The 25,113-nt window shown below is 60.6% G+C and carries 21 protein-coding genes and 1 riboswitch; of the genes, 9 read left to right on the forward strand and 12 right to left on the reverse strand.

The window, feature by feature from the left end:
* Positions 1-19 precede the first annotated feature (19 nt).
* The gene (xylA, locus tag D3791_RS09560; RefSeq protein WP_172512023.1) at positions 20-1,207 is read right to left on the reverse strand and encodes a xylose isomerase; all 1,188 of its coding nucleotides are present in this window, start codon (positions 1,205-1,207) and stop codon (positions 20-22) included.
* A gap of 133 nt (positions 1,208-1,340) precedes the next feature.
* Between xylA and D3791_RS09565 the strand changes: the two genes are divergently transcribed.
* On the forward strand, positions 1,341-2,576 hold the full coding sequence (locus D3791_RS09565; protein WP_172512024.1) for an ROK family transcriptional regulator: 1,236 nt from the start codon (positions 1,341-1,343) through the stop codon (positions 2,574-2,576).
* On the opposite strand, the gene D3791_RS09570 is transcribed toward D3791_RS09565, so the two are convergent.
* The gene (locus D3791_RS09570; RefSeq protein WP_246241982.1) at positions 2,573-3,355 is read right to left on the reverse strand and encodes a MerR family transcriptional regulator; all 783 of its coding nucleotides are present in this window, start codon (positions 3,353-3,355) and stop codon (positions 2,573-2,575) included. The two genes, D3791_RS09565 and D3791_RS09570, sit on opposite strands and share 4 nt — an antisense overlap.
* A 278-nt stretch (positions 3,356-3,633) precedes the next feature.
* On the opposite strand from D3791_RS09570, the gene D3791_RS09575 reads away from it, so the two are divergent.
* Entirely contained in the window at positions 3,634-4,923 is a 1,290-nt protein-coding gene (locus tag D3791_RS09575; RefSeq protein WP_022875364.1) for an adenylosuccinate synthase, read from the forward strand.
* A 197-nt stretch (positions 4,924-5,120) separates the two neighbouring features.
* A complete protein-coding gene (locus D3791_RS16750) occupies positions 5,121-6,101 on the forward strand; it encodes a TIGR00730 family Rossman fold protein (protein ID WP_246241983.1) in 981 nt (326 codons plus the stop codon).
* A gap of 93 nt (positions 6,102-6,194) precedes the next feature.
* On the opposite strand, the gene D3791_RS09585 is transcribed toward D3791_RS16750, so the two are convergent.
* Positions 6,195-7,724, reverse strand: coding sequence for a sodium:solute symporter family protein (locus tag D3791_RS09585; RefSeq protein WP_172512027.1), 1,530 nt, complete (start codon positions 7,722-7,724; stop codon positions 6,195-6,197).
* Between the two features lie 355 nt (positions 7,725-8,079).
* Here D3791_RS09585 and D3791_RS09590 point away from each other — a divergent pair, with 355 nt between their 5' ends.
* From D3791_RS09590 to D3791_RS09610, 5 genes are all read left to right on the forward strand, one after another.
* Positions 8,080-9,735, forward strand: coding sequence for a thiamine pyrophosphate-dependent enzyme (locus D3791_RS09590; RefSeq protein WP_022875367.1), 1,656 nt, complete (start codon positions 8,080-8,082; stop codon positions 9,733-9,735).
* Between the two features lie 130 nt (positions 9,736-9,865).
* Positions 9,866-11,134 (forward strand): ATP-binding protein, encoded by a 1,269-nt coding sequence (locus tag D3791_RS09595; RefSeq protein ID WP_022875368.1) that lies wholly within the window; start codon positions 9,866-9,868, stop codon positions 11,132-11,134.
* A gap of 21 nt (positions 11,135-11,155) precedes the next feature.
* Entirely contained in the window at positions 11,156-12,772 is a 1,617-nt protein-coding gene (locus tag D3791_RS09600) for a tetratricopeptide repeat protein (protein WP_172512028.1), read from the forward strand.
* 139 nt (positions 12,773-12,911) lie between these two features.
* Positions 12,912-13,283, forward strand: coding sequence for a hypothetical protein (locus D3791_RS09605; protein ID WP_022875370.1), 372 nt, complete (start codon positions 12,912-12,914; stop codon positions 13,281-13,283).
* 15 nt (positions 13,284-13,298) lie between these two features.
* Positions 13,299-13,832 (forward strand): SRPBCC family protein, encoded by a 534-nt coding sequence (locus tag D3791_RS09610; protein ID WP_172512029.1) that lies wholly within the window; start codon positions 13,299-13,301, stop codon positions 13,830-13,832.
* Positions 13,833-13,835: 3 nt separating this feature from the next.
* Here the strand turns inward: D3791_RS09610 and D3791_RS09615 are convergent, their stop codons facing one another.
* From D3791_RS09615 to D3791_RS09645, 7 genes are all read right to left on the reverse strand, one after another.
* A complete protein-coding gene (locus tag D3791_RS09615; RefSeq protein WP_172512030.1) occupies positions 13,836-14,588 on the reverse strand; it encodes a polysaccharide deacetylase family protein in 753 nt (250 codons plus the stop codon).
* 137 nt (positions 14,589-14,725) lie between these two features.
* Positions 14,726-16,021, reverse strand: a complete 1,296-nt coding sequence (locus D3791_RS09620) for an MFS transporter (RefSeq protein ID WP_172512031.1) — start codon at positions 16,019-16,021, stop codon at positions 14,726-14,728.
* Between the two features lie 124 nt (positions 16,022-16,145).
* Positions 16,146-16,424 (reverse strand): HPr family phosphocarrier protein, encoded by a 279-nt coding sequence (locus tag D3791_RS09625; protein ID WP_022875374.1) that lies wholly within the window; start codon positions 16,422-16,424, stop codon positions 16,146-16,148.
* A gap of 52 nt (positions 16,425-16,476) precedes the next feature.
* Complete coding sequence (gene ptsP, locus D3791_RS09630) at positions 16,477-18,159, reverse strand: phosphoenolpyruvate--protein phosphotransferase (protein ID WP_172512032.1); 1,683 nt, start codon at positions 18,157-18,159, stop codon at positions 16,477-16,479.
* A complete protein-coding gene (locus D3791_RS09635; protein WP_172512033.1) occupies positions 18,156-20,198 on the reverse strand; it encodes a PTS fructose transporter subunit IIABC in 2,043 nt (680 codons plus the stop codon). The genes ptsP and D3791_RS09635 overlap by 4 nt, the downstream gene beginning before the upstream one ends.
* Positions 20,195-21,175 carry a 1-phosphofructokinase family hexose kinase gene (locus D3791_RS09640; protein ID WP_022875377.1) on the reverse strand — a complete coding sequence of 327 codons (981 nt, stop codon included), beginning with the start codon at positions 21,173-21,175 and terminating at the stop codon, positions 20,195-20,197. The genes D3791_RS09635 and D3791_RS09640 overlap by 4 nt, the downstream gene beginning before the upstream one ends.
* Positions 21,172-21,948, reverse strand: a complete 777-nt coding sequence (locus D3791_RS09645) for a DeoR/GlpR family DNA-binding transcription regulator (RefSeq protein ID WP_022875378.1) — start codon at positions 21,946-21,948, stop codon at positions 21,172-21,174. The genes D3791_RS09640 and D3791_RS09645 overlap by 4 nt, the downstream gene beginning before the upstream one ends.
* Positions 21,949-22,549: 601 nt before the next feature.
* Between D3791_RS09645 and D3791_RS09650 the strand changes: the two genes are divergently transcribed.
* Positions 22,550-22,855: a helix-turn-helix domain-containing protein gene (locus tag D3791_RS09650; RefSeq protein WP_172512034.1), complete on the forward strand. Its 306-nt coding sequence runs from the start codon at positions 22,550-22,552 to the stop codon at positions 22,853-22,855.
* Between the two features lie 83 nt (positions 22,856-22,938).
* On the opposite strand, the gene D3791_RS09655 is transcribed toward D3791_RS09650, so the two are convergent.
* Positions 22,939-23,433 (reverse strand): CoA-binding protein, encoded by a 495-nt coding sequence (locus tag D3791_RS09655; protein ID WP_061952809.1) that lies wholly within the window; start codon positions 23,431-23,433, stop codon positions 22,939-22,941.
* Positions 23,433-24,806, reverse strand: coding sequence for an O-acetylhomoserine aminocarboxypropyltransferase/cysteine synthase family protein (locus D3791_RS09660; RefSeq protein ID WP_022875381.1), 1,374 nt, complete (start codon positions 24,804-24,806; stop codon positions 23,433-23,435). The genes D3791_RS09655 and D3791_RS09660 overlap by 1 nt, the downstream gene beginning before the upstream one ends.
* 119 nt (positions 24,807-24,925) lie before the next feature.
* Positions 24,926-25,020, reverse strand: a riboswitch (SAM riboswitch).
* Positions 25,021-25,113 lie beyond the last annotated feature (93 nt).

Here is a 25,113-nt window from a genome sequence, read left to right on the forward strand (position 1 = left end):
CGGTGGGTTCTGGCGGGGTTTAGCGCGAGCCGAGCAGGTGCTCGATGGCCAGCTGGTTCAGGCGGATGAAGGCGAAGTTGCGCTGCGCGGCAGCATCGGCGTCAAAGCCTGCGAAGCTCGCGGAGTCATTCATCAGATCCGCTGCGCTTTCTCCGGCGTTCAGGGTGGTTTCGCCCAGTTCGAAGACACCCGAGGTCTTCATGGCTTCCTGTACTTCTGGATCCGCGCGGAAGGCCAGCGCGCGTTCCTTGAGCAGCAGGTACATGGACATATTGGCCTTGGCCGAGTCCCACACGCCGTCGTAGCCGTCGGTGCGCGATGGCTTGTAGTCGAAGTGGCGTGGGCCGGTGTACTTTGGCCCGCCGTTGGGGAAGCCGTTCTCCAGCAGGTCAACGGTGAAGAAGGCGCTGGTCAAATCGCCGTGGCCGAAGACCAGGTCCTGGTCGTACTTGATGCCGCGCTGGCCGTTGAGGTCAATGTGGAACAGCTTTTCGGCCCACAATGCCTGGGCGATGCCATGGGTGAAGTTCAGCCCAGCCATCTGCTCGTGGCCGGTTTCCGGGTTCAGGCCCACGATGTCTCCGTGTTCCAGCTGCTCGATGAACGCCAGGCCATGGCCGACGGTTGGCAGGAAGATATCGCCGCGTGGTTCGTTTGGCTTTGGCTCCAGTGCGATGCGCAGGTTGTAGCCCTTGTCCTTGATGTAGCCGGCTGCCGTGTCCACGCCTTCGCGCATGCGGTTCAGTGCTGCGGCCAAGTCCTTGGAGCCGTCGTATTCGCTGCCTTCGCGCCCGCCCCACATGACGAAGGTTTCGGCGCCCATCTCGGCGGCAAGATCGATGTTATGCAGGACCTTGGCCAGTGCGAAACGGCGGATCGAGCGGTCGTTGGAGGTGAAGCCGCCGTCCTTGAATACCGGGTGGCTGAACAGGTTGGTGGTCACCATCGGGACCTTCAAGCCGGTTTCTTCCAGAGCTGCGCGGAAGTCAGCCAGGATCTTTTCGCGTTCAGCCTCGGTGGCGTCAAAAGGAATCAGGTCATTGTCGTGGAAGGTGAGGCCGTAGGCGCCGAGTTCAGCGAGCTTGTGGACGGCTTCTACCGGGTCCAAGTTCTTGCGGGTGGCGACACCAAATGGGTCAGCACCGGTCCATCCCACGGTCCAGAGGCCAAAAGTGAAGTGGTCTTCAGGGGTCGGGGTAACGCTCATGGTGATACATCCTTGGATCGTTCGGAATGGCTGACGCCATTTAGTTTATGTCCTGAACTATATGGGTGGTGATGCGCTAGAGTCAATAGCGAGCAGTGAACGATTCGTCCCAAAAAATTCTCAAGGAGAAGGCATGCGCCAGCCAGCGACTACCGCCCGAGCCGCAACATCTTCGGCCCCGGGTAACGTCGGCGATGTGCGCAAAGCCAACCTGGCCAGAGTCTTGTCGGTAATTGCAGCCGCAGGGGAGGACCAGCGGTTATCGCGTGCCGATATCGCGCAACTCAGCCAACTCACCAAGGCCTCGGTTTCCAGCCTGGTGACCGATTTGTTAGCCGCCGGATTGGTTATTGAAATTGGCGTGCACCGTGACGGGGAACGCGGCCGCCCCTCGGTAGGACTAGTGCTGAACCCCGCGCGCTGTGTCATGGGCATGGAAATCAACGTTGACTACATCGCCGCCGGACTGGTGGACCTCAGCGGCAAACTGCTGGCTCACGAGGTCCTACCCCGTGCCAACCACAGCTCAACAGCAAGCGAAGTGCTCGCTGCGCTGGGGGAGTTGAGCCAGAGGCTCCAAGCTGCTGCCCAGGCCCAGGGTCTGATGATCCTCGGCGGAGGATTAGCCGTTCCCGGTTTGGTCAACGAGGAACATTTCACCGTCCTGCAGGCACCAAACCTTGGGTGGGTTCAGCAGGAACTGGACGTGGCAGCATTGCTGCCTGAACCCAAAACCCGCTTCCGGCTCTTTAACGAAGCCAACGCCTCAGCACTGGCCCAACAGCAATTGATGGACGCGCAAGAGGACAACTTCCTCTTCGTTTCCGGGGAAGTGGGCATTGGTGGCGGATTGATCATCGACGCTGAACTCTTTGTCGGGCCTCAGGGCCACGCCGGCGAACTCGGCCATGTGGTGATCGCACCCGATGGCAAAACCTGCAGGTGCGGCGGACGCGGTTGTTTGGAGACCATTGCCGGGCAGGAAGCCATTCTGGCCGCGGCCAACCTCGGCGCTGGCGCCGACAGCGCGCCGCGCCAAGAGCGAATCAGCCAGCTCTACCAAGCATTGGAAACCGGAACTGAACCCGCGGCGAAAGCGGTGGCCGAGGCCGGAAAATCCTTGGGAATTGCCGTAGCCTCGGCCATGCGCCTGTACAACGTTTCCACCGTGGTCTTTGGCGGGCATTTTGCCGCCCTGGAGCAGTGGTTGCGTCCTGCCATGGAAGCCAGCCTGCAGGTGCACGCGCCGAGCATTGTCGGACAGACGAGGCTGCTGTGTTCGCCTCTGGGCCAAACCGGCGCACTGGTCGGTGCGGCACGCAGCGTGGTGGGGGACCTGCTGGAGGCTCCGTACCAGCTGGTGGATTAGGGAGCGCCGACTGGCTGCTGAAGTTCGGTCACCCAATCCGCTTGGTCATCGGACACAGCGCGCACGTAGACTTCACGGCACGGCCCGGACGGGACCAAGCCGCGGGCCAGGACTTCTTCGTGCACGGCCTGCCAGCTTTCATGGATGGTGTCCATGGAACCAAGGTGTACTCCGCAGATCGCTTCGGGCACCGCGGGAAGCTCGATGATCTCGACACCGGCCAGGCTCTGGGCGCTAGTGGCATACCCGGCGATGACCTCGACTCCATCCTCGGTACCGTTGTATTGCGCAATGGGTGTGGCAAGGCTTTGGCCCTGAATGGACTGCGCGATTCTGTCGAAAAGCGGGCCGATGCGTCCGGCGATTTCAGGCTGTTCGGCCACCGTGAAACGGCCGGCGGCCAAGCGCACCGCGGGCAATGGCTTGTGGATGATTTCAATGCGTGACATGAGGTTCTCCTTGGAAATCAGTTGCAGGCGCCGCTGCACATCAGCCAAGCGCTGCGTGGCCAGCTGGTGCTCGGCCTCAACTTGAGCCTGGCGAATGTGCAATAGGTCGGTTATCTTTCCCGCGCTTGCTCCCTGGTCCAGGATCAAAGAAATTTCTTCAAGCCCGAATCCCAAATCGCGCAGGGCAACAATCTGATGCAAGCGCTGAAGCTGGGAAGGATCGTAGGAGCGATAACCGCTAAATGGGTCCACATGGGCGGGTGTCAGCAGGCCGGCAGTATCCCAGTGCCGCAACATGCGGTGGGTCACCTGGCCGATCTGGGCAAACATCCCGATGGATAACATTCTTCAGTTCTCCGCCCTCACACTATGTCAGGGTCAAGTCTGCTTCAGAAACCCATCGATATCCATGTTTAAGCTCGACTCCGTGACGTACAACTCGAGATTCACTAATCGTTTCGGTAAACTTTGGTCGTAAGAGCCCCTAACTCTTGCAACGAACCTTCGGGTTTTAGTGAGCAGGACTGGGGCATATTTTTTGCCCGGCACCGTGCCGGGACGGCGCTAAGCACGCCGTAACCACTGCTTTTTGCAAGGGGGAGGATCCCATGCCAGCAATCGTGATCGTCGGAGCCCAATGGGGCGATGAGGGTAAAGGAAAAGCTACCGACCTGCTCGGTGGCAAGGTTGACTACGTAGTAAAGCCAAACGGCGGAAACAACGCCGGGCACACCGTAGTCGTCGGCGGCGAGAAGTACGAGCTCAAGCTCCTTCCAGCCGGCATCCTTTCACCTAATGCCACTCCGATTATCGGCAACGGCTGCGTGGTGAACCTTGAAGCCCTCTTTGACGAGATCGACGGCCTGGAATCCCGTGGCGCCGACACCTCGAAGCTGCGCGTCTCGGCCAACGCGCACCTGGTGGCCCCGTACCACCAGACCATGGACAAGGTCACCGAACGCTTCCTGGGCAAGCGTGCCATCGGCACCACCGGACGCGGCATCGGCCCGGCCTACATGGATAAGGTCGGACGCCTCGGCATCCGCGTGCAGGACGTCTTCGACGAGTCCATCCTGCGCCAGAAAGTAGAGGGCGCACTGCGCCAGAAGAACGAACTGCTGGTCAAAATCTACAACCGCCGCAGCGTCGAGGTCGAGGAAATAGTCTCGTACTTCCTGTCCTACGCTGAGCGCCTGCGCCCGCTGGTGATCGACTCCACCTACGAGCTGAACAAGGCTCTGGACGAGGACAAGGTCGTACTGATGGAAGGCGGCCAGGCAACCTTCCTGGACGTGGACCACGGCACCTACCCGTTCGTGACCTCCTCCAACCCGACCGCCGGCGGCGCTTCGGTGGGCTCGGGCATCGGCCCAACCCGCATCACCCGCTCCATCGGCATTATCAAGGCTTACACCACCCGTGTGGGTGCCGGTCCATTCCCGACCGAGCTCTTTGATGAGATGGGCATCTACCTGCAGAAGACCGGCGGCGAGTTCGGTGTGAACACCGGCCGCCCACGTCGCTGCGGCTGGTACGACGCGGTTCTGGCTCGCCACGCTTCGCGCGTGAACGGTTTCACCGATTACTTTGTCACCAAGCTGGATGTGCTTACCAACATCGAGCAGATCCCAGTGTGCGTGGCTTATGACGTTGACGGCGTCCGCCACGACGAAATGCCAATGACCCAGACCGACTTCCATCACGCGAAGCCGATCTTCGAGTACTTCCCGGGCTGGACCGAGGACATTTCGGACGCCAAGACCATGGAAGATCTTCCGGAGAACGCCCGGAACTACATCCTGGCTTTGGAAAAGATCAGCGGCACCCGGATCTCCGCCATCGGCGTGGGCCCGGACCGCGATCAGACCATCGTGCGCCACGATCTGATTCAGGACTAGTTCTTAGACAACTAAGGAGCCACCGCAGTTCATTTATTGATGAACTGCGGTGGCTCCTTTTTTGGTGCGCCGGATTCTTTGCCATGTTGGTCGTGAGATTCGGACCCGCGCAGGTGAAAACCCTAGGATTGAATGGCACCAGCCGGTTGTACCGGCCGGGGTCAATCAGCATGAAGATGGAACAAGAAGGAACTCGAATGCCAGAACAGATCACCGTCAGCGCCGTCATCATCAGAAACGAAGCGGGACAGGCTCTGATAGTTCGCAAACGAGATACAACGTTATTCATGTTTCCCGGTGGCAAGCCAGAACTCGGGGAGTCGGCTATTGACGCGGCGGTGCGTGAAGTAAGCGAAGAGCTGGGCGTCAATTTGAATCCAGCATTGTTGCGACTCGTTGGGACCTTCACTGCCCCGGCAGCCAATGAAGCCGGGCATAGCGTTCAAGCCACCGTATTTGAACATCCTCTGGTGCCGATTGGTGAGCCGCTGGCTGAAATCGAAGAGTTGCAGTGGACCGACCCTGCAGCGCAATTAGATGAGCTTGCCCCGTTGCTCAAAGACGTGGTCTTTCCGGCGTTGCTCGCTGGCCCACGAATGATCCAGACTTTGGCAGTGTTCACCGGCTCGGCTTCGGGCAAGTCACCTGTGTATGAGCAAGCGGCAGAAGACTTCGCACGTACCGTTGCCGACTCAGGGCGAGCCATCGTTTATGGCGGCGGACGCGTGGGTTTGATGGGAATAATTGCTGATGCGGCGCGCAAGGCTGGTGGCGAGGTTTACGGTGTCATGCCACAGGTCCTGGTTGATGGCGAACTGGCGCATCCGGGGCTAACAAGCCTCGAAGTTGTTGCGGACATGCATGCACGCAAGCACCGCATGTCGGAACTAGCCGATGGCTTTGTCGCGCTGCCCGGTGGTGCCGGAACCTTGGAAGAGCTCTTTGAAGTATGGACCTGGCAGCAGCTGGGAATCCATGCGAAACCAGTAGCCCTTCTGGACGTCGACGGATTCTGGCAGCCTCTGCTGAGCATGCTGGATCACATGACTGATCAGGGATTCCTGGCCCCACAGTTTCGTGACTCGTTGGTGGTGGCCAGTGAACCACAGGCGCTTTTGGACGCTCTGTCCTCATGGCAGGCGCCGGCGGCCAAATGGAGCGCAGGATCTAACAACTAAAGCACGAAGAACAATTCGAGCCTTATGCCCAGCGGGTTGCACCGCTGGGCATAGGGCTCGAATTTATGGGTCCGACTCGGTATTTCTAGCGGACTAGAGCGTAGGCCCTTGTGCCGTTGCGTTCACAGGGGCATCCTGGGCCTTGCCAGCAACGCGCAGGTTCCAGTGCTCAATCACTTGTCGGTCTGTGGTCTTGGTCAGCAGCGAAACAATAATGAACGCTACTGCCGAAGCGATCAGGCCGTAGTAGATAGGTTCGTTGGCATAGACGCCATCGAACTTGTTCTCGGCCTGGATCTCCAAGATGATCATCGTGCCCAGGGTTACCAGGGAGCCGGCAGCCATGGAGGCCGTAGCCCCAACACCGTTGCCGCGCTTCCACAGCAGGCCGCCGATGATAGCCACCAGCAAACCGCCCACCAGAATGTCGTATGCGATAGTCAATGCGGCAACCACGTCATCCACCAGGATGGCCAAGGTGACCGTGACGACGCCTAGAACCATGACCCAGATGCGGTTGGCGCGAACATCGTGCTCAGGGTTCTCATTCGAGTTGACCTGGATCTGCTTGCCGAACCAGCTAGCCACAAATGGAGTCACGTCGGTGCGTGCCACGGTGGCGGCGGCGATCAATGCGCCCGAAGCGGTGGACATCATGGCGGCAACAGCCGCGGCCATCACCAGACCGCCCACAGCTACTGGCAGCAGCTGCGTTGCGACCTCTGCGTAAACGACGTCCTTATTGTCCGCTGCGCCCGCGATCTCAGGCAGTGCTACCTTTGCGGCCATGCCGATCAGGGCACCTGCTGCGCCGTAGAAGATGCAGTAGATGCCAGCAGTCATGCCGCCCCAGCGAGCTACCTTGGGAGTCTTGGCGGTGAAGACGCGCTGCCAGATGTCCTGGCCGATGAGTAGGCCGAGGGTATAGACCACGAAGTAGGTGATGATCGACTGCAAGCCGATGCCGGTGAAGCTGAAGAACTCAGCATCCACGCGTTCGCGGATGCCGTCCAGGCCGCCAGCTGCGTGCATGGAGAATGGGAGCATCAGCGCGAATATGCCGATGGTCTTGATGATGAACTGGACCTGGTCCGCAAGGGTAATGGACCACATGCCGCCGATGGTCGAGTAGACCACCACGATCGCACCGCCAATGGCGATGGCTACCCACTTTTCCCAGCCGAAGAGCACCACAAAGATGGTGGCGTAGGCACTGGTGGAGGTTGCACAGAGCATCAGCGTGTAGGCCAGCATGACAATGCCGGAGGTGTTGGTAGCCGCTGCGCTGCCGTAACGCAGGCTGAGCATCTGCGAGACGGTGAAGACCTTGAGCTTCTGCAGGGTTGGCGCGAAGAACACCGAAAGGAGAATGACGCCGGCGCCGATGGCGACCACGAGCCACATGCCTGAGATGCCCCATTTGTATCCCAGACCCACACCGCCCACGGTGGAGGCGCCGCCAAGCACGACGGCGGCCATGGTCCCGGTGTAGAGGAACGGGCCGAGGCGGCGGCCGGCGACTAGATAATCGCTGCTGTTTTTGGTGCGGGACTTGCCCCACCATCCGAACGCGAGCATTGCGGCGAGATATAACGCGACAATGGTCCCATTGATGAATTCCATGGACTTCCCCGATGCGAGTGAGAATGCTTACTATCAGTAAACTTTTATTTCTCAATAGGCTACTTGTGTGAGCTGACACAGGTCAATGCTTTCCGGCTTTGTGTCTGTGAACTGGCCCGCTCAGGGGTGTGATAAACGTTACTGTTCTACGGTTCCAAAAAATATAGACAATTTGCCTAGAAATATGCATCACGGCGCGCATGGTGTCATAGTTGCGTAGTAATAGGCATTCACGGTGCGCAATTGGGTCTTCTTTAGTACTGTTTTACGACAACGCAACGTTGCATCACTGGCTTTAGTGCCGTCAATTTCCGTTGCGTCTGACAATTTCCCGCAACCAGAAAGACGCCTACAGATGAGTGAAAATGCCCAAGGTCTGACAAAGAAGTCAGCCGGACATGTCATTGTCGATACACTTGCCGCGCACGGCGTTGAACGAGCCTACGTTGTTCCGGGCGAAAGCTACTTGGATGTCCTCGATGGGCTGCACAACTCATCCATTGAGACCGTCGTATGCCGCCACGAAGGCGGAGCTACCTACATGGCTGAAGCCGAAGGAAAAATGCACCAGCGTCCCGGCATCGCCATGGTGACCCGAGGACCGGGCGCCGCCAACGCACACGTCGGGCTGCACACCGCCTGGCAGGACTCCACTCCACTGGTGCTTTTTGTCGGCCTGATTCCTTTTGAGCACCGTGAAAAGGAAGCCTTCCAGGAATTCGACCCGAAGGCCTGGTTCGGCACCGGAGCCAAGCGCGTGATGATCCTGGACCATGCGGACCGCGCCAGTGAAGTAGTCGCAGAGGCGATGTTCGCAGCCATGTCCGGCCGTCCCGGCCCCGTGGTGGTTGGCCTCCCGGAAGACGTCATCCGCAACGAGATTTCTGCCGAACTGCACCCGGAAATTCCGGTTGCCACCGGCGGCATGACCGTGACGGACTGGAAGGCGCTGAACACCGCCCTGCAGGAGGCGGACAAGCCGCTGTTCATTTTCGGCGGCAACGACTGGTCGCCGCAGGGCGCAGCCGATTTCACCCGCTGGCTCGAAGAGCATGACCTCCCGGCCGCTGCCGAATGGCGTTGCGAAGGCACCGTTCCATTCAATTCGCCTTCCTATGTCGGCCCCATCGGCTACGGCCGCCCCAAGCCAACCTATGACCTGCTGGAAGAAACAGATCTGCTGATCTTCGTTGGAACCGTTCCAGGCGACGTGATCACCGACGGCTTCAATGTCCGTCAGAACTGGGAGAAGAAAAACTTCCTGGTCACCATCGACCCATCCTTGCGCGGTCGCTCCGGTCCGGTTTCGCATCAGGTCGTGGCCAAGCCCGACGTATTTGTCCGCGACCTGTTGTTGATGGACTTGCCCGTGAAGGACTCCTGGAAAGAATGGACCTCGCGGATGCGCGGCGAGCAGGAGAAATTCGCAGCGCTGCCAACCCCGGTACCTGCCGACGGGCCAGCCAAGATGGCAACCCTGATGTCGAACCTGGTCAATGCATTGCCTGAAGACGCCATGGTCACTTTTGGCGCTGGCGAGCACACCAACTGGGCCCACCGCTACTTCCCGACCAACGGATATGCCTCGATGCTCTCCGCGCGCAATGGCTCCATGGGATACTCCATTCCATCGGCAGTGGCTGCTTCGCTGAATTACCCAGGGCGCCGAGTGGTGACCATCGCAGGTGACGGCGAATTCTTGATGAACGGCCAGGAACTGGCCACGGCAACACAATACGGCGCCACGCCGCTGGTGGTCATCATGGACAACCAGCAATACGGCACCATTCGCACCCACCAGGAACGCCAGTACCCCGATCGTGTTTCCGGCACTCAGCTGCAGAATCCTGATTTCGCCTTGATGGCACAGTCCTTTGGCGGCTACGGAGTCCGGGTCGAAAAGGACGCCGATGTTCCAGCGGCCCTGGAAGCCGCATTGAAGGCTATCGACGAGAACAAGACCTTTGCGTTGATCCACCTGATCGTGGAGCAGGGCGTCAAGGCCTACTAAGGGCGAGGCTAAGAGCAAACATATAATTCCAACGGGTATCGTTTATGCGGTACCCGTTGGATGCCTTAAGTGGCAGAGTTGTCAGAAGAAGTCTGCCAGCAACAACTCGCAATAGTGGAGCTCTCACAATATGAATGATCCCCTGATCGCCAGCCTCTTGCGTGCCGTCGAAGCGGCGCCAGAGGAACACGAATTGCGCCTTCATCTGGCCCAGCAACTGCACCAAGCCAACCGAGCGGCTGAAGCTCTGGCGCATATCAATATCGTGGTCCAAAAAGACCCCGGAAATACCGCGGCCTTGCAATTGCTCGGCCAAGTCAGCGCAGCACTCATGGGCGGCGCGAGGGAAGAACCAACTCCCGAACCGGCTTCAGAACCGGCTCCAGCCACGCCACAAAGCACCGAGCAGCCAGGCTTTGACTGGGAGGCGGCGGCGCAGCAATTCGAGCAGTCCGTGCCAGCGCCCTTTGCAGAACCGGAAATCCAGATGGGCGAGAGCACGGAAACCGTCGCCCCGGTAGAACCGGCGGGCCAGCGCATCACCCTGGCCGATGTAGGCGGCCTTCAGAACGTGAAGGACCGGCTCAACGAATCGTTCCTGGCGCCGATGCGCAACGCCGCCATCGCCAAGGCCTTCGGCAAGTCCCTGCGCGGCGGGCTTCTTCTCTATGGCCCTCCGGGTTGCGGCAAGACCTTTGTGGCACGTGCTGTGGCTGGTGAGCTCCAAGCCAACTTCATGGCGGTCACCATGACCGATATCCTCGATTCGCACATCGGAGAAACCGAAAAGAACATCAAGGCCATCTTCGAAAAGGCCCGCAGCAATTCGCCAACCGTTCTCTTCCTTGATGAGGTTGATGCCCTGGGCCTGCGCCGTGGGTCTCTGACTGGCAGCGCCTCGTGGCTACGCCAGATGGTCAACCAGCTTCTCATGGAGATGGATTCGCTCTCCTCGAACAATGATGGGCTCTACGTACTGGCCGCAACCAACCATCCGTGGGATCTGGATGAGGCGTTGCTGCGTCCTGGCCGCTTGGACCGTACCGTGCTGGTCACTGCGCCGGACCTGCCAGCGCGTGAATCCATCCTGCGCTATCATCTGGAGCGCCGCCCTATCGCCGGAATCGATCTGAAATGGATTGCCGAGCAAACTGACGGATTCTCCGGAGCCGACCTGGAGCATTTGTGCACCACCGCGGCCGAGAAAGCCATGATGCAGTCCATCGAGCGCAATGAAGTGCTGCCCGTGGATATGGCGCATATCCGCACGGCCATGAAAGAAGTGAAGCCATCGACCCTGCCATGGCTGGAATCGGCTCGCAACGTCGTGCGCTTCAGCAACGAGAACGGCCGATACGACGAGCTGGCTGATTACCTGGTCGCCAGGAAACTGCTCTAACCCAAGCAGGAAAGGCGCCGCATGGAATTTGACGTCCTCTACACCAGAATCAGCCACCACCTGGCGACCGGCAGGGAAACCGAAGCCATCAGCCTGCTCAAGGATAATCTCAACGAGTATCAGCAGGTTGCCGAATTCTGGATGCTCTATTCGGCCTGCCATCTGAACCTGGAACAGTGGGACGAAGCCGAAGGCACCGCACGGGCGGCGCTAGGTCTGAACCCTGAACATCCAGTAGCCGGAGAACAGCTGGCGGTTGCGCTCTCCAGGCTGCGCCGCCGCGATGAAGCCTTGGCGACGATCCAGCAGGTCATTGCCGTGGAACCGGAGTATGCCCGTGGCCATCACCTGCTGGGAATGATCCTGCTGGGAAATGTGCAGAATAATGACGAGCGGATCCTGGCCCGCCAGGCCACCGAACATGCGCTGATGCTGGAGCCGGAAAACCCTGACTTCTATCAAGGCGCTGCACTTGCAGCCGATATGGCCGGGGACCAGCGCAGCGCGTTGAGGCACCTCGAAGCAGGACTGCGCATCGACCCGCATCATCAGGGCCTATTGCGTTCAGCTGGAAGCATTGAAAAAGGCCACAAGATCGTGGGGGACCACGGCCAACTGCTGCGCGGCATGCTGGCCAGCGACCCCATGAATGAAAAGCTGCACGAGGACTACGCAGAGAACTTCCTCGCCAAGCAGGCGGTTTATGCGAACCGCTGGTGGCTGTTCATTCCTCTTCTTGCGGCCATCTCCTCTTTCGGGGTTGGCGCCAGCTTGCCGGTTCTCCTTATTGCCATTGCGTTGGTGTCAGTTTGCGCCGGGCTCTTTGCCTGGTGGAATATCGCCACCTACAGGAAGAGCGAGAAGTCCCTCCCAGCTGGATATATCAAAGATATCCATGCCCGTTTTCCGAGCCTGCCCAAAGCCGCCCGCGCGTACCAGATCAGCTGGGCCGCAGCCCTCATCGGAGCGATTGCAGGTTGCATTGCCCCGATGGCGGGAGCAATCATGATGATTCTTGGTGCCGCGGCGGGCCGGGCAGGTGCGGCGCTGATTTTCCGCGAGATTTCGGGTCCTCCGGAAGATCGCCAGGATCCTGAAGAACGCCGGATACACCTGGTGCGCCTGAGCGGTGGATACGCTGCTGGGTTCTGGAAACGTGTCCTCTTGGTATTGGCTCATCTGATTCTTTTTGGCGTGTGCATGGCGCATCCAAGCCAGCTGGCCGCAGTGCCCCTGGGGTCGGCAGGACTTGGCCTCTTGGTCATCGGCGCAGTCCTGGCCTATTGCCAATTCCGTTTGGGATTCAAGGACAACGCCTTCGCGTACGGGCTCGCAGTGAGCTCCTCTGCAAAATCGAGGGGATTCGCCTTGCTCCGAGGCAACCTTGGTGGACTGTACTTCATTGCCGTGCATTTGGTGTTCGGGCTCATCGCCTTCGCAGTGTCCCTCTCGCTGCTCGGTGGCGTCCCTCAGCCCTCGGAAGATTCCGGCGGCCCGGTGGAAGATGGGCCTGGCGGGCCGGTCGAGTTGACGCCCGAACAGCTTGACCAGCTGACCAAATCACCTGTACCGAAGCTCGACGACTTCAGCTTTTCACCTATGCCTGAACTGCCTGATGTCCCTTCTCTGGATCAGTAACAGCCGTCGAAAATCACGCGGTCGAAAAGATCACAATCCAACTGAAGATTCTGTCTTGGCATGCTCGCGCTGAAGAAATAAGATGAATTGCTACCGAATTACGTGAAGCAAAAACCCCGACCACGAGGTGGATAATCAGATGGCAATGATGAGCGAAGAGCTCATTGAGCAGTGGGCTGACGCAACTGCTGAAATCTACAATGAGTCCCTGACTGGCATCAACCTGAGCCGTCTGCCCGAGGCAGTGGCTCAGTACGTCGAACTCTTTGCGCAGAGCGAGAATCTGACGTTTAACGAAGATGCCACCCCAACCGATTACTTTGAGCATCACCCATTCGTTGCGGTGACCGCAGTGCTTAACAGCCCCGAAGCCCTTGAGGTTTTGGACGGTGATGCGCAGGATGCGCTGGATTCCATGGCTGATTTCACCGAGGCCTGGTACAACTTCGACCTGGAGCAGGAGCCGGAGCTGGGAATCTCGGAAGCCGACGTTGATGATGAAGACTGGTAAACACCAATAACGCCCGTGGCCGGCGCCAAACAGGACAACTGTTTGACGCCGGCTTTTTTCTGCCCGAATCTTCTGAAAGCTATTCCCATTCACCCATGGGAGTGCAACGATTCCGGTATGAGGCAGTTCAGTGTTTTTGAAAGCACCGTTCTCATTCATCTTCCGGTGCACCGCGTCTGGGAATTGCTAACCGACTGGGCAGCAGCTCCCTTGTGGATCCATGGGATTGGTTCCATGCATTCAGATGACCCCGAATTGAAGGTGGGCACCAATCTGGTCTATCGGGTCTCCGGACATGAACGCGTCTATCGCGTCCATAAACTCATCGACAATCGATTGCTCATTCTCCACACCTCAGAAAACCCGGATGGCCTGTCCTATCGGTATGACCTGAAGGACGACGCCGGATACACCGAAGTGGTATTGCAAGTGGCGATCATCAATCCTGATTTGAGCGTGGAACAGTGCGAGGAACTCGCTGCGAACGTTCGCGAAAGCGAGGGGGACAAGCTGGATCAGCTGCGTCTTTATGCTGAACAAGCGCCTTGATAATTACTGCTGCGCGGGATCGAGCGGCGCCGATGAATACACCACGGAATCCTCCATTTCCCCGGCGAAGAGCTGGTCCACGGTTACCGGGGTATAGCCCTTGGCTCGCAGCTGCGACACCATTTCGGGAATGGCTTGGACGGTGGTCTTGCGAGGATCGTGCATCAGGATGATGGAGCCCGGCTGGACGGTATCCATCGTGACCTTCACGATCTTTTCGGAATTCTTCAGCCGCCCATCATGGGTGTGGATGTCCCAAAGCACCAGTGGGTAAGGGACCAGCTGATTGTGCGCCTTGTCGTGATGTCCTAGCGGCGGACGGAAAACGCTGGGGCTCTGCCCTGTCGCCTTTTTGATGGCGGCATCCGTGCGATCCAGCTGTTGCTTCAGCTGCTGGGCTGACAGCTTGGTGATATCCGAATGGTCCCAGGTGTGGCTGCCGATCTGGTGGCCTTCAGCTGCCATGCGCTGGAGCGTGCCAGGGAGCTTCTGGACCTTGCTTCCGATGAGGAAGAACGTGGCAGGGGTTTCGGTGGCCTTCAAGGTATCCAGCAACTCATCGGTGAACTGGTCCGGGCCATCATCAAATGTGAGCGCGACGCAGCGCTGCACGGAGCAATCAACTTGTTCGCTGGCGGACTGGCTGGGGGATTGGGCCTGCGGCTCCGCCCCGGTGGTGGCAGAGCAGGACGCGGCACTTGTAGCGCCCAGCAGCGCCATGGCAAGCATGCTCCAGCGGGAAAGTTGTCGGCTCATCCTTCTAGTGTTATCCGAGGTGGCGAGATTGGTACAGAGCGCCACAGTGAATGGGCCGAAAATTACCCATCCGTTCAACTGCGGTGCGCAGGGATGCAAGAGCAAGCCGAGGGGTGAACTTCGGCAACGGCCCGGGCTCACCTCTCGGTTACGGGCAAAGGCTCATCCACCAGCGGATGTTCCACTTCGTCTCGAGCGAACTTTCCAGCCCACCAAGCGATGATTCCGAAGACCGGCGAGGCGAGGCCCGCGATGACGAATATCGATTGCAGGCTCAGAACCTGGGTAAGGGGTCCTGCGACCGCCATGGACAGCGGCATCAGTGCCAGCGAAACGAAGAAGTCGAGGCTGGAAATCCGGCCCAGCAGCCGGCTGGGCACCCTGCGCTGCAAGAGCGTTCCCCAGATGACCATGCCCACCGCGTCGGTGATGCCGAAGGCCAAGAGGATGATGAACAGCATCCATGCTTCATCAACATAGCCAACCATGGCCAAGGGCAAGGTGCCCAGGCACCAGCAAGCGGTCATCAGGCTCAGATAGCGGCGCGGAAATTTAGCCGAGGCAATCAGCAATGAACCCAGCGCTGATCCGACGCCGAAGAACGCCAATGCAAAACTGAAAAGTTTCGCATCGCCATGCAGGTTGTCGCTGACGATAAAAGGCAAGAGCACTTCGAAGGGGCCGATGAAGGTGAATACGGAGATGACCGAAAACAACAGGGTCCATAACAGCCAGCGGGTGCGCACGGTATAGCCGACTCCCTCACGCAATTGGCGGACAATGCCCGGTTTCGCTTCGCCGTCAGCGACCGCTGCGGCGTTGTAGGCATCCCGGTTGGGGATCCTGCGTAGCATCAGCAAAGCAGAGAAGTGCACCAAGGCCACGCCAATGATGGCGTGGGCCGGTGACAGCGCGGCGACGAGGAAGCCTGCGGCCATGGGGCCCAGCGCGGTATGCACCACGGGGCGCACGGTTCCCTCCAGCCCGTTGGCGGCCAGAAGCTGATCGCTGGGCAGCATCTTGGGCAGCAGCGCAGAGTAGGACGGGTAGAAGAATGCTGATGCGGCACCCATGAAGAATCCGGCCACCATCAGGTGCCATAGTTCCAGTGCACCGGAAATTGCGAGAATCGCGGTGATGCTCATCAGGGCAAAGGAAAAGGTCTCCACCAGCAGCACAATGCGACGGCATGAATGCCGGTCGGCCATGATGCCGCCGAACAGCACAAAGCACAGCAGGCCCACGGCGTTGGCGGTCGCGACCATGGACAGTTCTACCGGTCCGCCATCCAGCCTGCGTACCTGGTAGACCATGGCCACGCTCCACATGCCCGCGGCAAAGGTCGAGAAAACAAGGGCGCTGGCCAGCAGGGCGTAATCGCGGATGGCGAAGGGCTTGATGAGGCGCAGCGCGGAGGTCTTGAGCGCGCTCATGCAAACTCCTACGTTAGTGCGTAAGTATCATCATCCGCTAAGTGATTGAGTTCTGTCAATCGGTAATTTGACCACAAAAAACGGGGAACAAGCCGTAGCTTGTTCCCCGTTTTTGAGCTAAGAATTACTCAGCGTCGTGGTCGGTCTCCAAGATGGTGACCAGCTGGTCAAGGGCAGCTTCTGCGCCTTCGCCCTCGGCACGCAGGACCACGGTGGTGCCGTGCTCAGCGCCCAGGCCCATCAGCGAGAGGATGCTCGAAGCGTCCATGGCCTCGTCCGCTGGCTCGCCTTCCAGGGCGATGGTGACCTCTACCGGAAGCTCTGCTGCTGCTTCGGCGAAGATGGCCGCCGGGCGGGCGTGCAGGCCGACGCGGCTGCCGATGATTGCTTTACGTTCTGCCATGATGGCTCCTTCAGGATCTTGTGAACGGTCGTTGAAGATAAATTCTAGTGGCCTACAGGCCGAAGCGGTCCAGTTCGCTCAGCTCGGCGCGAACAGCGCTGCGGGCCAGCTCGGCAGACGGCGCATCCAGTGCCAGCTTGGCCAGGCGCTGGGCCTTGGCGAAGTCCACGGTGCGCAGTACTGCGGAGACCGGAGCCAGCGCGCGCTTGTTCATCGACAAGGTGGTGACACCTAAGCCCACCAACACTACGGCCAGGGCCGGGTCGGCAGCGGCTTCACCACAAACACCTACTGGCTTACCGTCGGCGCTTTGTGCTCCAGCGGTGGTGGCAGCGACCATATGAAGCACTGCTGGCTGCCAAGGATCATTCAGCTCGGCAAGGGTGCCCAGCTGGCGATCCGCAGCCATGGTGTACTGGGTCAGGTCATTGGTGCCAATGGAGACGAAGTCGCAGCGCTGCAGGATCTGTCCGGCCAGGACGGCGGCTGAAGGCACTTCGATCATGGTTCCAGCGGTAGCCAGGCCAGCAGCCTTGGCCATCTCGGCGAAATCCTGTGCCTCGGCCGGGGTGGAGATCATCGGGGCCATGACCCAGACATCTGCCTCGTGCTCGCTGGTCGCCTGGGCGATGGCCTTGAGCTGGCGTTCCAGCACACCCGGGCTGGTCAGGTCGGTGCGGTAGCCGCGAACACCCAGTGCCGGGTTCGGCTCGCTGGAATCGGTCAAGAATGGCAACGGCTTATCCGCGCCGGCATCCAGGGTGCGAACAACAACCTTTTTGCCCGGGAAGGCGGCAAAAACGGCGCCGTAAGCAGCAACCTGCTCCTCATGGGTCGGCTCTTTTTCCTTGCCCAGGAAGCAGAACTCGGTGCGCAGCAGGCCCACGCCTTCGGCGCCGGCTTCAGCTGCCAGCTGGGCGTCCTCGCCGCTGCCCACATTGGAGAGCAGCGGAACGCGGTAGCCATCGGCCAGCTCGCCGGTGCCGGAGAAGTCCGGCAGGACCTCGCGGTTGGCGTAGGTGGAGGCCAGGTGCTCTTCGGCTTCGGTGGGGTCGGTGATGACCTGTCCGTCGATGCCGTCGACAAAGACGTAGTCCCCGTCGGCCAGCTCGGTGGTTTCCGGAGCGGCAACGATGGCCGGCAGTCCCAGCGAGCGGGCGATGATCGCGGTGTGCGACTGCGGTCCGCCATCGGAGGTGACCAGGGCCAGCACCTTGGCCGGGTCCAGGGTCGCGGTGTCCGCTGGAGCCAGATCCACGGCGGCCAGGATGAATGGCTCATCCGAATCCGGGATGCCCGGGGCAGGGACCCCGCGCAGTTCTGCCACGATGCGGGCGCGCACGTCCAGCACGTCGCCGGCGCGTTCAGCCATGTAGCCGCCCAGCGCGGTGAGCTGGGTGGCGACCGCGTCAGCGGCCTCCCAGATCGCCGATTCGGCGCAGGTGCCGCCGGCTACCAGCTTGGTGGCGGACTTGATCAGCGAACGGTCGCTGGCCATCAATGCGGTGGCCTTCAGCACGGCCTGCGCATCTCCGGTGGCCAGCGCCGCGCGCTCCTTGAGCCCGGCGGCCACGGCCTTGGAAGCCTCGGCCAGACGCTGGGTTTCTTCCTCCGGGCTCACGCCCGCCGGCAGCGGCGCGCCATCTGCTGGTGGAAGGATTGGTTCAGGCATGCGGCGGACGTGTCCAATGACGCGTCCAGCGCTCACGCCTACTCCGGTGAACTTCTTGCTCATGCTGCGACCTTTGCCGGTTCAGCGGCTCCCACAGGAGCCTTGCGTACGTACTTCTTCAAAACGATGACCAACACTGCTGAGATAACCGTACCAATCAAGGTGGCCAGCAGGAACAGCGGCCAGGTGTTGTTCATGGCGAAGAAGACGAAGATGCCGCCGTGCGGGGCCTGGCTGACCACATCGAAGCTCATGATCAGCGAGCCGGTGACGCCGGCGCCCACCATCGAAGCCGGGATCACGCGCAGCGGGTCAGCTGCGGCGAATGGAATGGCGCCTTCGGAGATGAATGCGGCACCCAGCAGCCAGGCGGCCTTGCCGTTTTCGCGTTCGGCTTCGGTGAACAGCTTGGAAGCGACGGTGGTGGCCAGGGCCAAAGCCAGTGGCGGAACCATACCGGCAGCCATCACAGCAGCCATGATCATCATCGGGGCGGGGTTATCGGCCAGTGAAGCGGTACCCAGGCCAGCAACTGCGAAGGAGTAGGCCACCTTGTTCACTGGCCCGCCAAGATCTACGGCCATCATCAGACCAAGAATCAGACCCAGTACTGCAGCTGCAGTGCCGGACATGCCCGAGAGCCAGCTGTTCAAAGCTTCGGTCAGCTTGGCGATTGGACCACCAAGGAACAGGAACATCAGGCCCGAGGCAATAATTGAGCCCAACAGTGGGGTGATAACTACCGGCATCAACCCACGCATCCAGCGTGGCACGTTCCAGGAACCGATCCAGCGGCAGGCCAGGCCGGCGATCAAACCGCCGACGATGCCGCCGATGAAGCCGGCACCCATGAAGCCTGCCACCGCACCGGCGGTGAAGCCTGGGGCGATGCCCGGGCGGTCTGCGTAGGCGTAGGCGATGTAGCCTGCCAATGCCGGGATCAGGAAGCTCATGGAGAGGTTACCGATCTTGAACGCCACCGCGCCGATGTAGGCCATGAAGCCGGCATCCGGCAGGTTGAACAGGGTGTTCTCGGTCAGGTACTTGTCGGCAACATCGGTGATGTCGTAGCCGCCGAAGAGGAAGCCCAGGGCGATGAGCAGACCGCCACCGGCCACAAACGGAATCATGTAGGAGACACCGGTGAGCAGGGCACGCTTCAGCCCGGCGCCGAAGGACTCGTTGTCCTTGTTCTCTTCGGTGCTTGCCGCGGCGCCTGCAGGAACGCGGCGTGCCTGCGGATCCTCGGAGGCGGCGATGGCGTCGTTGATCAGCTTTTCCGGCTCATCGATGCCGCGCTTGACCGGAACCTGGATGACCGGCTTGCCGGCGAAGCGGCCGCGGTCGCGCACGTCTACGTCCACCGCGAAGATCACGGCGTCGGCAGCTTCAATGACTGCTGGATCCAGCGGGGTGGAGCCCGAGGAGCCCTGGGTTTCCACCGCGAACTCCACGCCCATTTCCTCGGCGGTCTGGGCCAGCGAGTCGGCGGCCATGTAGGTGTGGGCGATGCCGGTAGGGCATGCGGTCACCGCGACGATCGACTTCTTCTTAGGTCCCGCAGTGGCTGCCGGGGCCTCGGAAGCGGCTGGAGCGGTGGCCGCGGCCGGGGCAGCTGCTGTGGGTGCGGCTGCAGGGGCGGCGGCCGGCTTGTCGGCAACAACCTCGCGTACCAGTTCCACAATCTCCGCTTCGCTCTGCGCTTCGCGCAGCGAGCCGGTGAAGGACTTCTTCACCAGCGCACGAGCGAGCTTGGAGAGCAGCTTCAGGTGCGCCTGGTCGGCGCCATCCGGGGCGGCGATGAAGAAGACCAGGTCGGCTTCGCCGTCCTTGGCGCCGAAGTCGACCTTCGGGTTCAGGCGGGCCATGGCCAGGGTCGGCTCGGTCACCGCGGCGGAACGGCAATGCGGGATGGCAATGCCGCCGGGAACGCCGGTGGCGGTCTTGGCTTCGCGGGCCTTGCCGTCGGCAGCCAGGGCGCCTGCATCGGTGGCACGGCCCTGTTCAGCAACCAGCGAGGCCAGCTTTTCGATGACTTCACTCGTGCTGTTGCCCAGATCGGCATCGAGCAGCACGAGCTCTGCGGTGATTAGTTCACTCATGACTCGGTTCCTTGCTTTGGAGTAAGTTCGCGGACGGTGACGGCGTCAACGGTGAGATCGGATTGGGTCGGGATGGTGGAGCCTGGCAGCTGCGTGGCGGCAGCCCCGTAGGCGACGGCGTTTTTCAGCCGTTCAGGGGCGCTGGCCCCTGCAACATCTGCCAGCAGGTAGCCGGCCAGCGACGAGTCGCCGGCCCCCACCGTGCTGCGCGGGGTGATCGGGGTGTGCGATCCGTGCCAGACGCCATCCTCGGTGACCAGCAGGGCGCCCTTGGCGCCCAGGGTGGCCAGGACTGCGCCGATGCCCTTGGCCAAAAGCTTTTGCGAGCATTCGGTGGCCAGCTCTACCGAGCCTTCCAGCGCTTCCTCGTCGCAGCCGCCGACCAGTTCGGCCAGTTCTTCGGCGTTGGGCTTGATTAGATCCGGGATGTGCTGCGCGCTGTGGGCGAAGAGCTCGATCAGCGGAGCGCCAGAGGTGTCCACCGCGATCTTCGGGCACTTCTCGCCCAGCTCGGCACGAAGCCGAGCGGTTAGCTGCGCGTAGAAGTCGGCGGGGACTCCCGGCGGCAGCGACCCGGCCAGCACCAGCCAGTTGGCTTCGGCGGCTGCCCCGGCGACCAGTGCGCTGAGCTCGGCGAGCTGGCCGGCGTCCAGGCTCGGGCCTGGCTCGTTGATCTTGGTGGTGGTTCCATCGGGATCGGTCAGCGTGATGTTGGTGCGCAGCGGTTCGGTGATCGACAGGGTGCGGTGCGCCAGCTTGTCGCTGGACAGCGCGGTGATCAGCGGGTCGGTGCTGGCCCCGGGCAGTACGGCCAGGGTCGGGACGCCGGCCGCGGCGATGGCGCGGGAAACGTTCACGCCCTTGCCGGCGGCCTGCACGTGGCTGGCGGTGGCGCGCTGTACTGCGCCGTGGGAGAGCGGTTCGCCCAGTTCAATGGTTTTATCCAGTGCCGGGTTGACGGTCAGGGTCACAATCATGCGATCACCACTTCTACATCTGCGGCTTCCAAGGCGGCGGCGAGTTCCTCGCCGGGCTGCTGATCGGTGACCAGCGTGTCAATGGAATCCAGGCGGGCGAAGCAGACCAGGGTTTCCTGGTCGAACTTGGAGCTGTCGGCCAGCAGGACCACGCGGCGTGCGCTGGTGACCAGTGCGCGCTTCACGGCCGCTTCCAGCGGATCGGGGGTGCTCAATCCGAAGCCTGCGTGCAGGCCGTTGGTGCCGATGAAGGCGATGTCCGCGCGGTGCCGCGAGTATTCCTCGACGGTCTGCGCTCCGGAGGTCGCGCCGGTCAGTCCGCGCACGCGTCCGCCGATGAGCTCTAGGATGCCTGACTGGCTCTGCACCAGAACCGAGGCGATGGGCAGTGCGTGGGTGATGACGACCAAACCGGCGTTGGCGTTGGTGCGCAGCATGCGTTCTGCGAGGAATTCGGTGGTGGTGCCGGCATCGATGATGACCGAGGCATCCGAGACCGGCAGCAGGCTCAGGGCGCGCTGGGCGATGCGGGATTTCGCGTCGGCGTGGATTGCGGTGCGCACCAGGTGGCTTTCCTCGCGGGTGCTGGCCTCGGTGGTGGTGACCGCTCCGCCGTGGACGCGGCGCAAGAAGTTCTCTGATTCGAGTTGGGCGAGGTCGCGGCGGACCGTTTCCCGGGTGATTTCAAAGCGTTCGGCGAGTTGCGCGACGGAAACTTTTCCGTCCGATTCGAGCTGCTCGACGATCAGCCGGTGTCGTTCTTCGGCGAACATTTTCTGCCTCCGGGATTCCTCATGACCTGCACCACATGAATCTGTGTTTCCATGACTTTATGCCCGAATGCGTGGGAACGTCAAGTGAAATGTGAGGGAAATTTAACGAACCGGACATTTGAAAGTGGTTATAGTTGGCATTTTGCCGTATGAGATGCCTGTGGGCCGCAAAAATCGGCCTGGAAACTTTGATCAATCAAGTCTGGGTCCGCGGTTTGTGCAGGTCCTGGCATTCGGGATCCGATGCCGCGGGTTCACTCTTGCCGACTAATCTGAGCTTCTTTCAAGTGACCACGTATACCTCTTGAGTTCTAGAACGTATGGGTAGCAAAATCTTGATATGTGGGAGATTGATGTCGAGATCATCGAAGGCTGGCTCATGTCGTTTGATGAACAGTCGTAGGCTCACGTGATTCTGCGCTGAGGCTCCCGGGTCCCAGAAGGATTCGCATCTAATTCGCAGATGAGCCCGCAGGGCACGCCAACTTATTGGTGGCTGGTGATAAGCGCGGACACTGGGAGAACTGGTACCGAGAAAACATTCCTGTCGCGGATTATTTGTACGAAGCTCATTTAGAACAGCTACAGAAAGGCGGACGCAATGACTAAGAATCTCGAAGAGCTACTGGCGCAAAGGCCTGTGAACGAACAGCTCGCATCAATATTTGAGAATCAATTGCGCGCCGAAATCCGCGCCTATCGTCCCAGGGAGTTGCGTGAAAAATCAGAACTCACGCAGACCGCGATGGCTAAGGTCCTGGACGTCAGCCAGAAACGAGTCTCCAACATCGAGCACGGCGCGGTTGAGCGGGCACAAGTTGATACTTTGCGCAGGTACGTTGAAGCGCTCGGTGGGACGTTGCTCGTGGAAGCGAAATTCGGCGATGAAACTTATCGGATCGCCTAGAGCTGGACTGTAAAAGACAGCTAATGCCGGTGCCGGGCAACCAAATAAGTTGCCCGGCGCCGGCATTAGATCATCAGGACTGGTTAGGCGAGCACCTGGCGCTTGGAAGAAATCACGCCCGTATTAAAACCGGCCAGGCGCAGTCCGCCGTGGAAACGGGCGTGCTCGATCTTGACGCAACGATCCATCACGACGTTCAGGCCGGCTGCTTCCGCTCGGCGTGCCACGTCTTCATGCCATGAACCTAGCTGGAGCCACAGGGTCTTCGCGCCCACAGCCAAGGCCTCGTCCAAAACCGAGGGCAGGTCATCGTGCTTGCGGAAGACCTCCACCAGGTCCGGGGTCTCTGGCAGATCTGCCAGAGACTTGTAGACCGGCTGGCCCAAGATCTCATCCAGTACCGGGTTGATGAAGTACACCTTGTACTTGGACGAAGACAGCAGGTAGGTCGCGACGAAGTAGCTGGCACGCGAGGGCTTGTTCGATGCGCCCACGATGGCAATGGTCTTGGTGTCGCGCAGGATGCCCAGACGCTCGGCTGCGCCCGGACCTTCCCAGGTGCGTTCGGTGGTGCTCATTAGTTAGCTCCCTTCGGTGCGGCAGGAATGGCGCAAGCTGCACCGTCATAGGTTGGTGCCGCGAATTCTTCGGCAGAACCAGCAACGGCTTCCTGCGAAGCGGTTAGTGCCTGATCCAGATCCCAAAGGATGTCCTCGACATCTTCCAGACCCACCGACAGGCGGATCAGGTCTTCTGGAACGCCGGCGGCAACCAGCTGGTCAGCGCTCAGCTGCTGGTGTGTGGTGGACGCTGGGTGCAGCACCAAGGTGCGGGCATCACCGATATTGGCCAGGTGGCTGGCCAGCTGCAAGGCTTCGATGAACTTGGAGCCGGCTTCGCGCCCGCCCTTCACGCCGAAGCTGAAGACCGAGCCGACTCCCATCGGCAGCAGTTCCTTCGCGTGCGCATGCTGCGGGTGCGATTCCAGGCCCGCGTAGTTCACGTAGGTGACGCGCGGGTCTGCTTCGAGCCATGCGGCAACCTGCTTGGCATTGGCCAAATGGTTGTCCATGCGCTGAGGCAGGGTCTCCAGGCCCTGCAGCAGCTGGAACGCCGACTGGGCTGGCAACGCCGGGCCGAAGTCGCGCAGTTGTTCGCTGCGCAGCTTGGTCAGGAAGCCGTACTCGCCGAAGTTGGCCCACCAGGAGACATTGCCGTAGCTGGCTACCGGTTCGGTCATGGCGGGGAACTTGCCGTTGCCCCAGTTGAACTTGCCGGATTCCACCACTACGCCGCCAAGGGTCGTGCCGTGGCCGCCGATGAACTTGGTTGCCGAGTGGATCACGATATCGGCACCGTGCTCGATCGGCCGCAAGATATATGGGGGAGTGAGCGTGGAGTCGACGACCAGCGGAATCAGGTGGCGGTGCGCCACCTCGGCCAGGCCCTTGAGGTCGGCGATATCGCCCGAAGGGTTGGCTACCACTTCGGTGTAGACGGCCTTGGTGTTCTCCTGGATGGCGGCCTCGAAGTCGGCTGGATCATTGGAGTCGATGAAGGTGGTGTTGATGCCGAAGCGGCGCAGTGAGACGTCCAGCTGAGTGATGGTTCCGCCGTAGAGCTTGGAGGAGGCCACGATGTGGTCCCCGGCCTGGGCAAGGGCGGCGAAGGTGACGAACTCGGCGGCCATGCCCGAGCCGGTGGCTACTGCGCCGATGCCGCCTTCCAGGGAAGCCATGCGCTCCTCGAAAGCAGCGACGGTCGGGTTGCCGATGCGCGAGTAGATGTTGCCGTACTTCTGCAATGCGAAGAGGTTGGCTGCGTCATCGGCATCTTTGAAGACGAATGAGGTGCTCTGATAGATGGGCACTGCGCGGGCGCCGTGCTCGGCATCGGGGGTGCCACCGGCGTGCAATGCGCGGGTGCGGAATCCAAACTGATGATCTGCCATGATGGCTTACGACTCCTTGTCGATTGGGTTTTCGCGATTCACCGCTAGGCGGTGGCGCGATCGAGGCAGGAATCCCGGAATCAATGTCGCTTCCTGTTTTTGCTTAAACAGGAAAAGCGGCTGCATCGTTTCTGGCGGTAGCACCGTAACCACCGGATGTGGCAGGTTGCTGCGGCTTCATCGAACCAGATCTCTCAGCCGCTCGGGATGGTGTAATAATCTTCGCAACATGACCGTTCGTGACCTAACTATGAGTCGTAACGTTGCGTATTGGACGTAATATCGGAGATTCTTCGATATCCATGCT

Source organism: Glutamicibacter mishrai (assembly GCF_012221945.1).
Lineage (GTDB): Bacteria > Actinomycetota > Actinomycetes > Actinomycetales > Micrococcaceae > Glutamicibacter > Glutamicibacter mishrai.

Bases quoted from the DNA above. Each gene is read 5' to 3' on its own strand.
- D3791_RS09640 (WP_022875377.1), bottom strand. From the start codon at position 21,175: ATGATTGTGACCCTGACCGTCAACCCGGCACTGGATAAAACCATTGAA.
- D3791_RS09625 (WP_022875374.1), bottom strand. From the start codon at position 16,424: ATGGCAGAACGTAAAGCAATCATCGGCAGCCGCGTCGGCCTGCACGCC.
- D3791_RS09605 (WP_022875370.1), top strand. From the start codon at position 12,912: ATGGCAATGATGAGCGAAGAGCTCATTGAGCAGTGGGCTGACGCAACT.
- D3791_RS09620 (WP_172512031.1), bottom strand. From the start codon at position 16,021: ATGAGCGCGCTCAAGACCTCCGCGCTGCGCCTCATCAAGCCCTTCGCC.
- D3791_RS09650 (WP_172512034.1), top strand. From the start codon at position 22,550: ATGACTAAGAATCTCGAAGAGCTACTGGCGCAAAGGCCTGTGAACGAA.
- D3791_RS09645 (WP_022875378.1), bottom strand. From the start codon at position 21,948: ATGTTCGCCGAAGAACGACACCGGCTGATCGTCGAGCAGCTCGAATCG.
- D3791_RS09655 (WP_061952809.1), bottom strand. From the start codon at position 23,433: ATGAGCACCACCGAACGCACCTGGGAAGGTCCGGGCGCAGCCGAGCGT.
- D3791_RS09600 (WP_172512028.1), top strand. From the start codon at position 11,156: ATGGAATTTGACGTCCTCTACACCAGAATCAGCCACCACCTGGCGACC.
- D3791_RS09575 (WP_022875364.1), top strand. From the start codon at position 3,634: ATGCCAGCAATCGTGATCGTCGGAGCCCAATGGGGCGATGAGGGTAAA.
- D3791_RS09585 (WP_172512027.1), bottom strand. From the start codon at position 7,724: ATGGAATTCATCAATGGGACCATTGTCGCGTTATATCTCGCCGCAATG.
- xylA (WP_172512023.1), bottom strand. From the start codon at position 1,207: ATGAGCGTTACCCCGACCCCTGAAGACCACTTCACTTTTGGCCTCTGG.
- D3791_RS09660 (WP_022875381.1), bottom strand. From the start codon at position 24,806: ATGGCAGATCATCAGTTTGGATTCCGCACCCGCGCATTGCACGCCGGT.
- ptsP (WP_172512032.1), bottom strand. From the start codon at position 18,159: ATGAGCAAGAAGTTCACCGGAGTAGGCGTGAGCGCTGGACGCGTCATT.
- D3791_RS09595 (WP_022875368.1), top strand. From the start codon at position 9,866: ATGAATGATCCCCTGATCGCCAGCCTCTTGCGTGCCGTCGAAGCGGCG.
- D3791_RS09570 (WP_246241982.1), bottom strand. From the start codon at position 3,355: ATGTTTGCCCAGATCGGCCAGGTGACCCACCGCATGTTGCGGCACTGG.
- D3791_RS09615 (WP_172512030.1), bottom strand. From the start codon at position 14,588: ATGAGCCGACAACTTTCCCGCTGGAGCATGCTTGCCATGGCGCTGCTG.
- D3791_RS16750 (WP_246241983.1), top strand. From the start codon at position 5,121: ATGCCAGAACAGATCACCGTCAGCGCCGTCATCATCAGAAACGAAGCG.
- D3791_RS09565 (WP_172512024.1), top strand. From the start codon at position 1,341: ATGCGCCAGCCAGCGACTACCGCCCGAGCCGCAACATCTTCGGCCCCG.
- D3791_RS09590 (WP_022875367.1), top strand. From the start codon at position 8,080: ATGAGTGAAAATGCCCAAGGTCTGACAAAGAAGTCAGCCGGACATGTC.
- D3791_RS09635 (WP_172512033.1), bottom strand. From the start codon at position 20,198: ATGAGTGAACTAATCACCGCAGAGCTCGTGCTGCTCGATGCCGATCTG.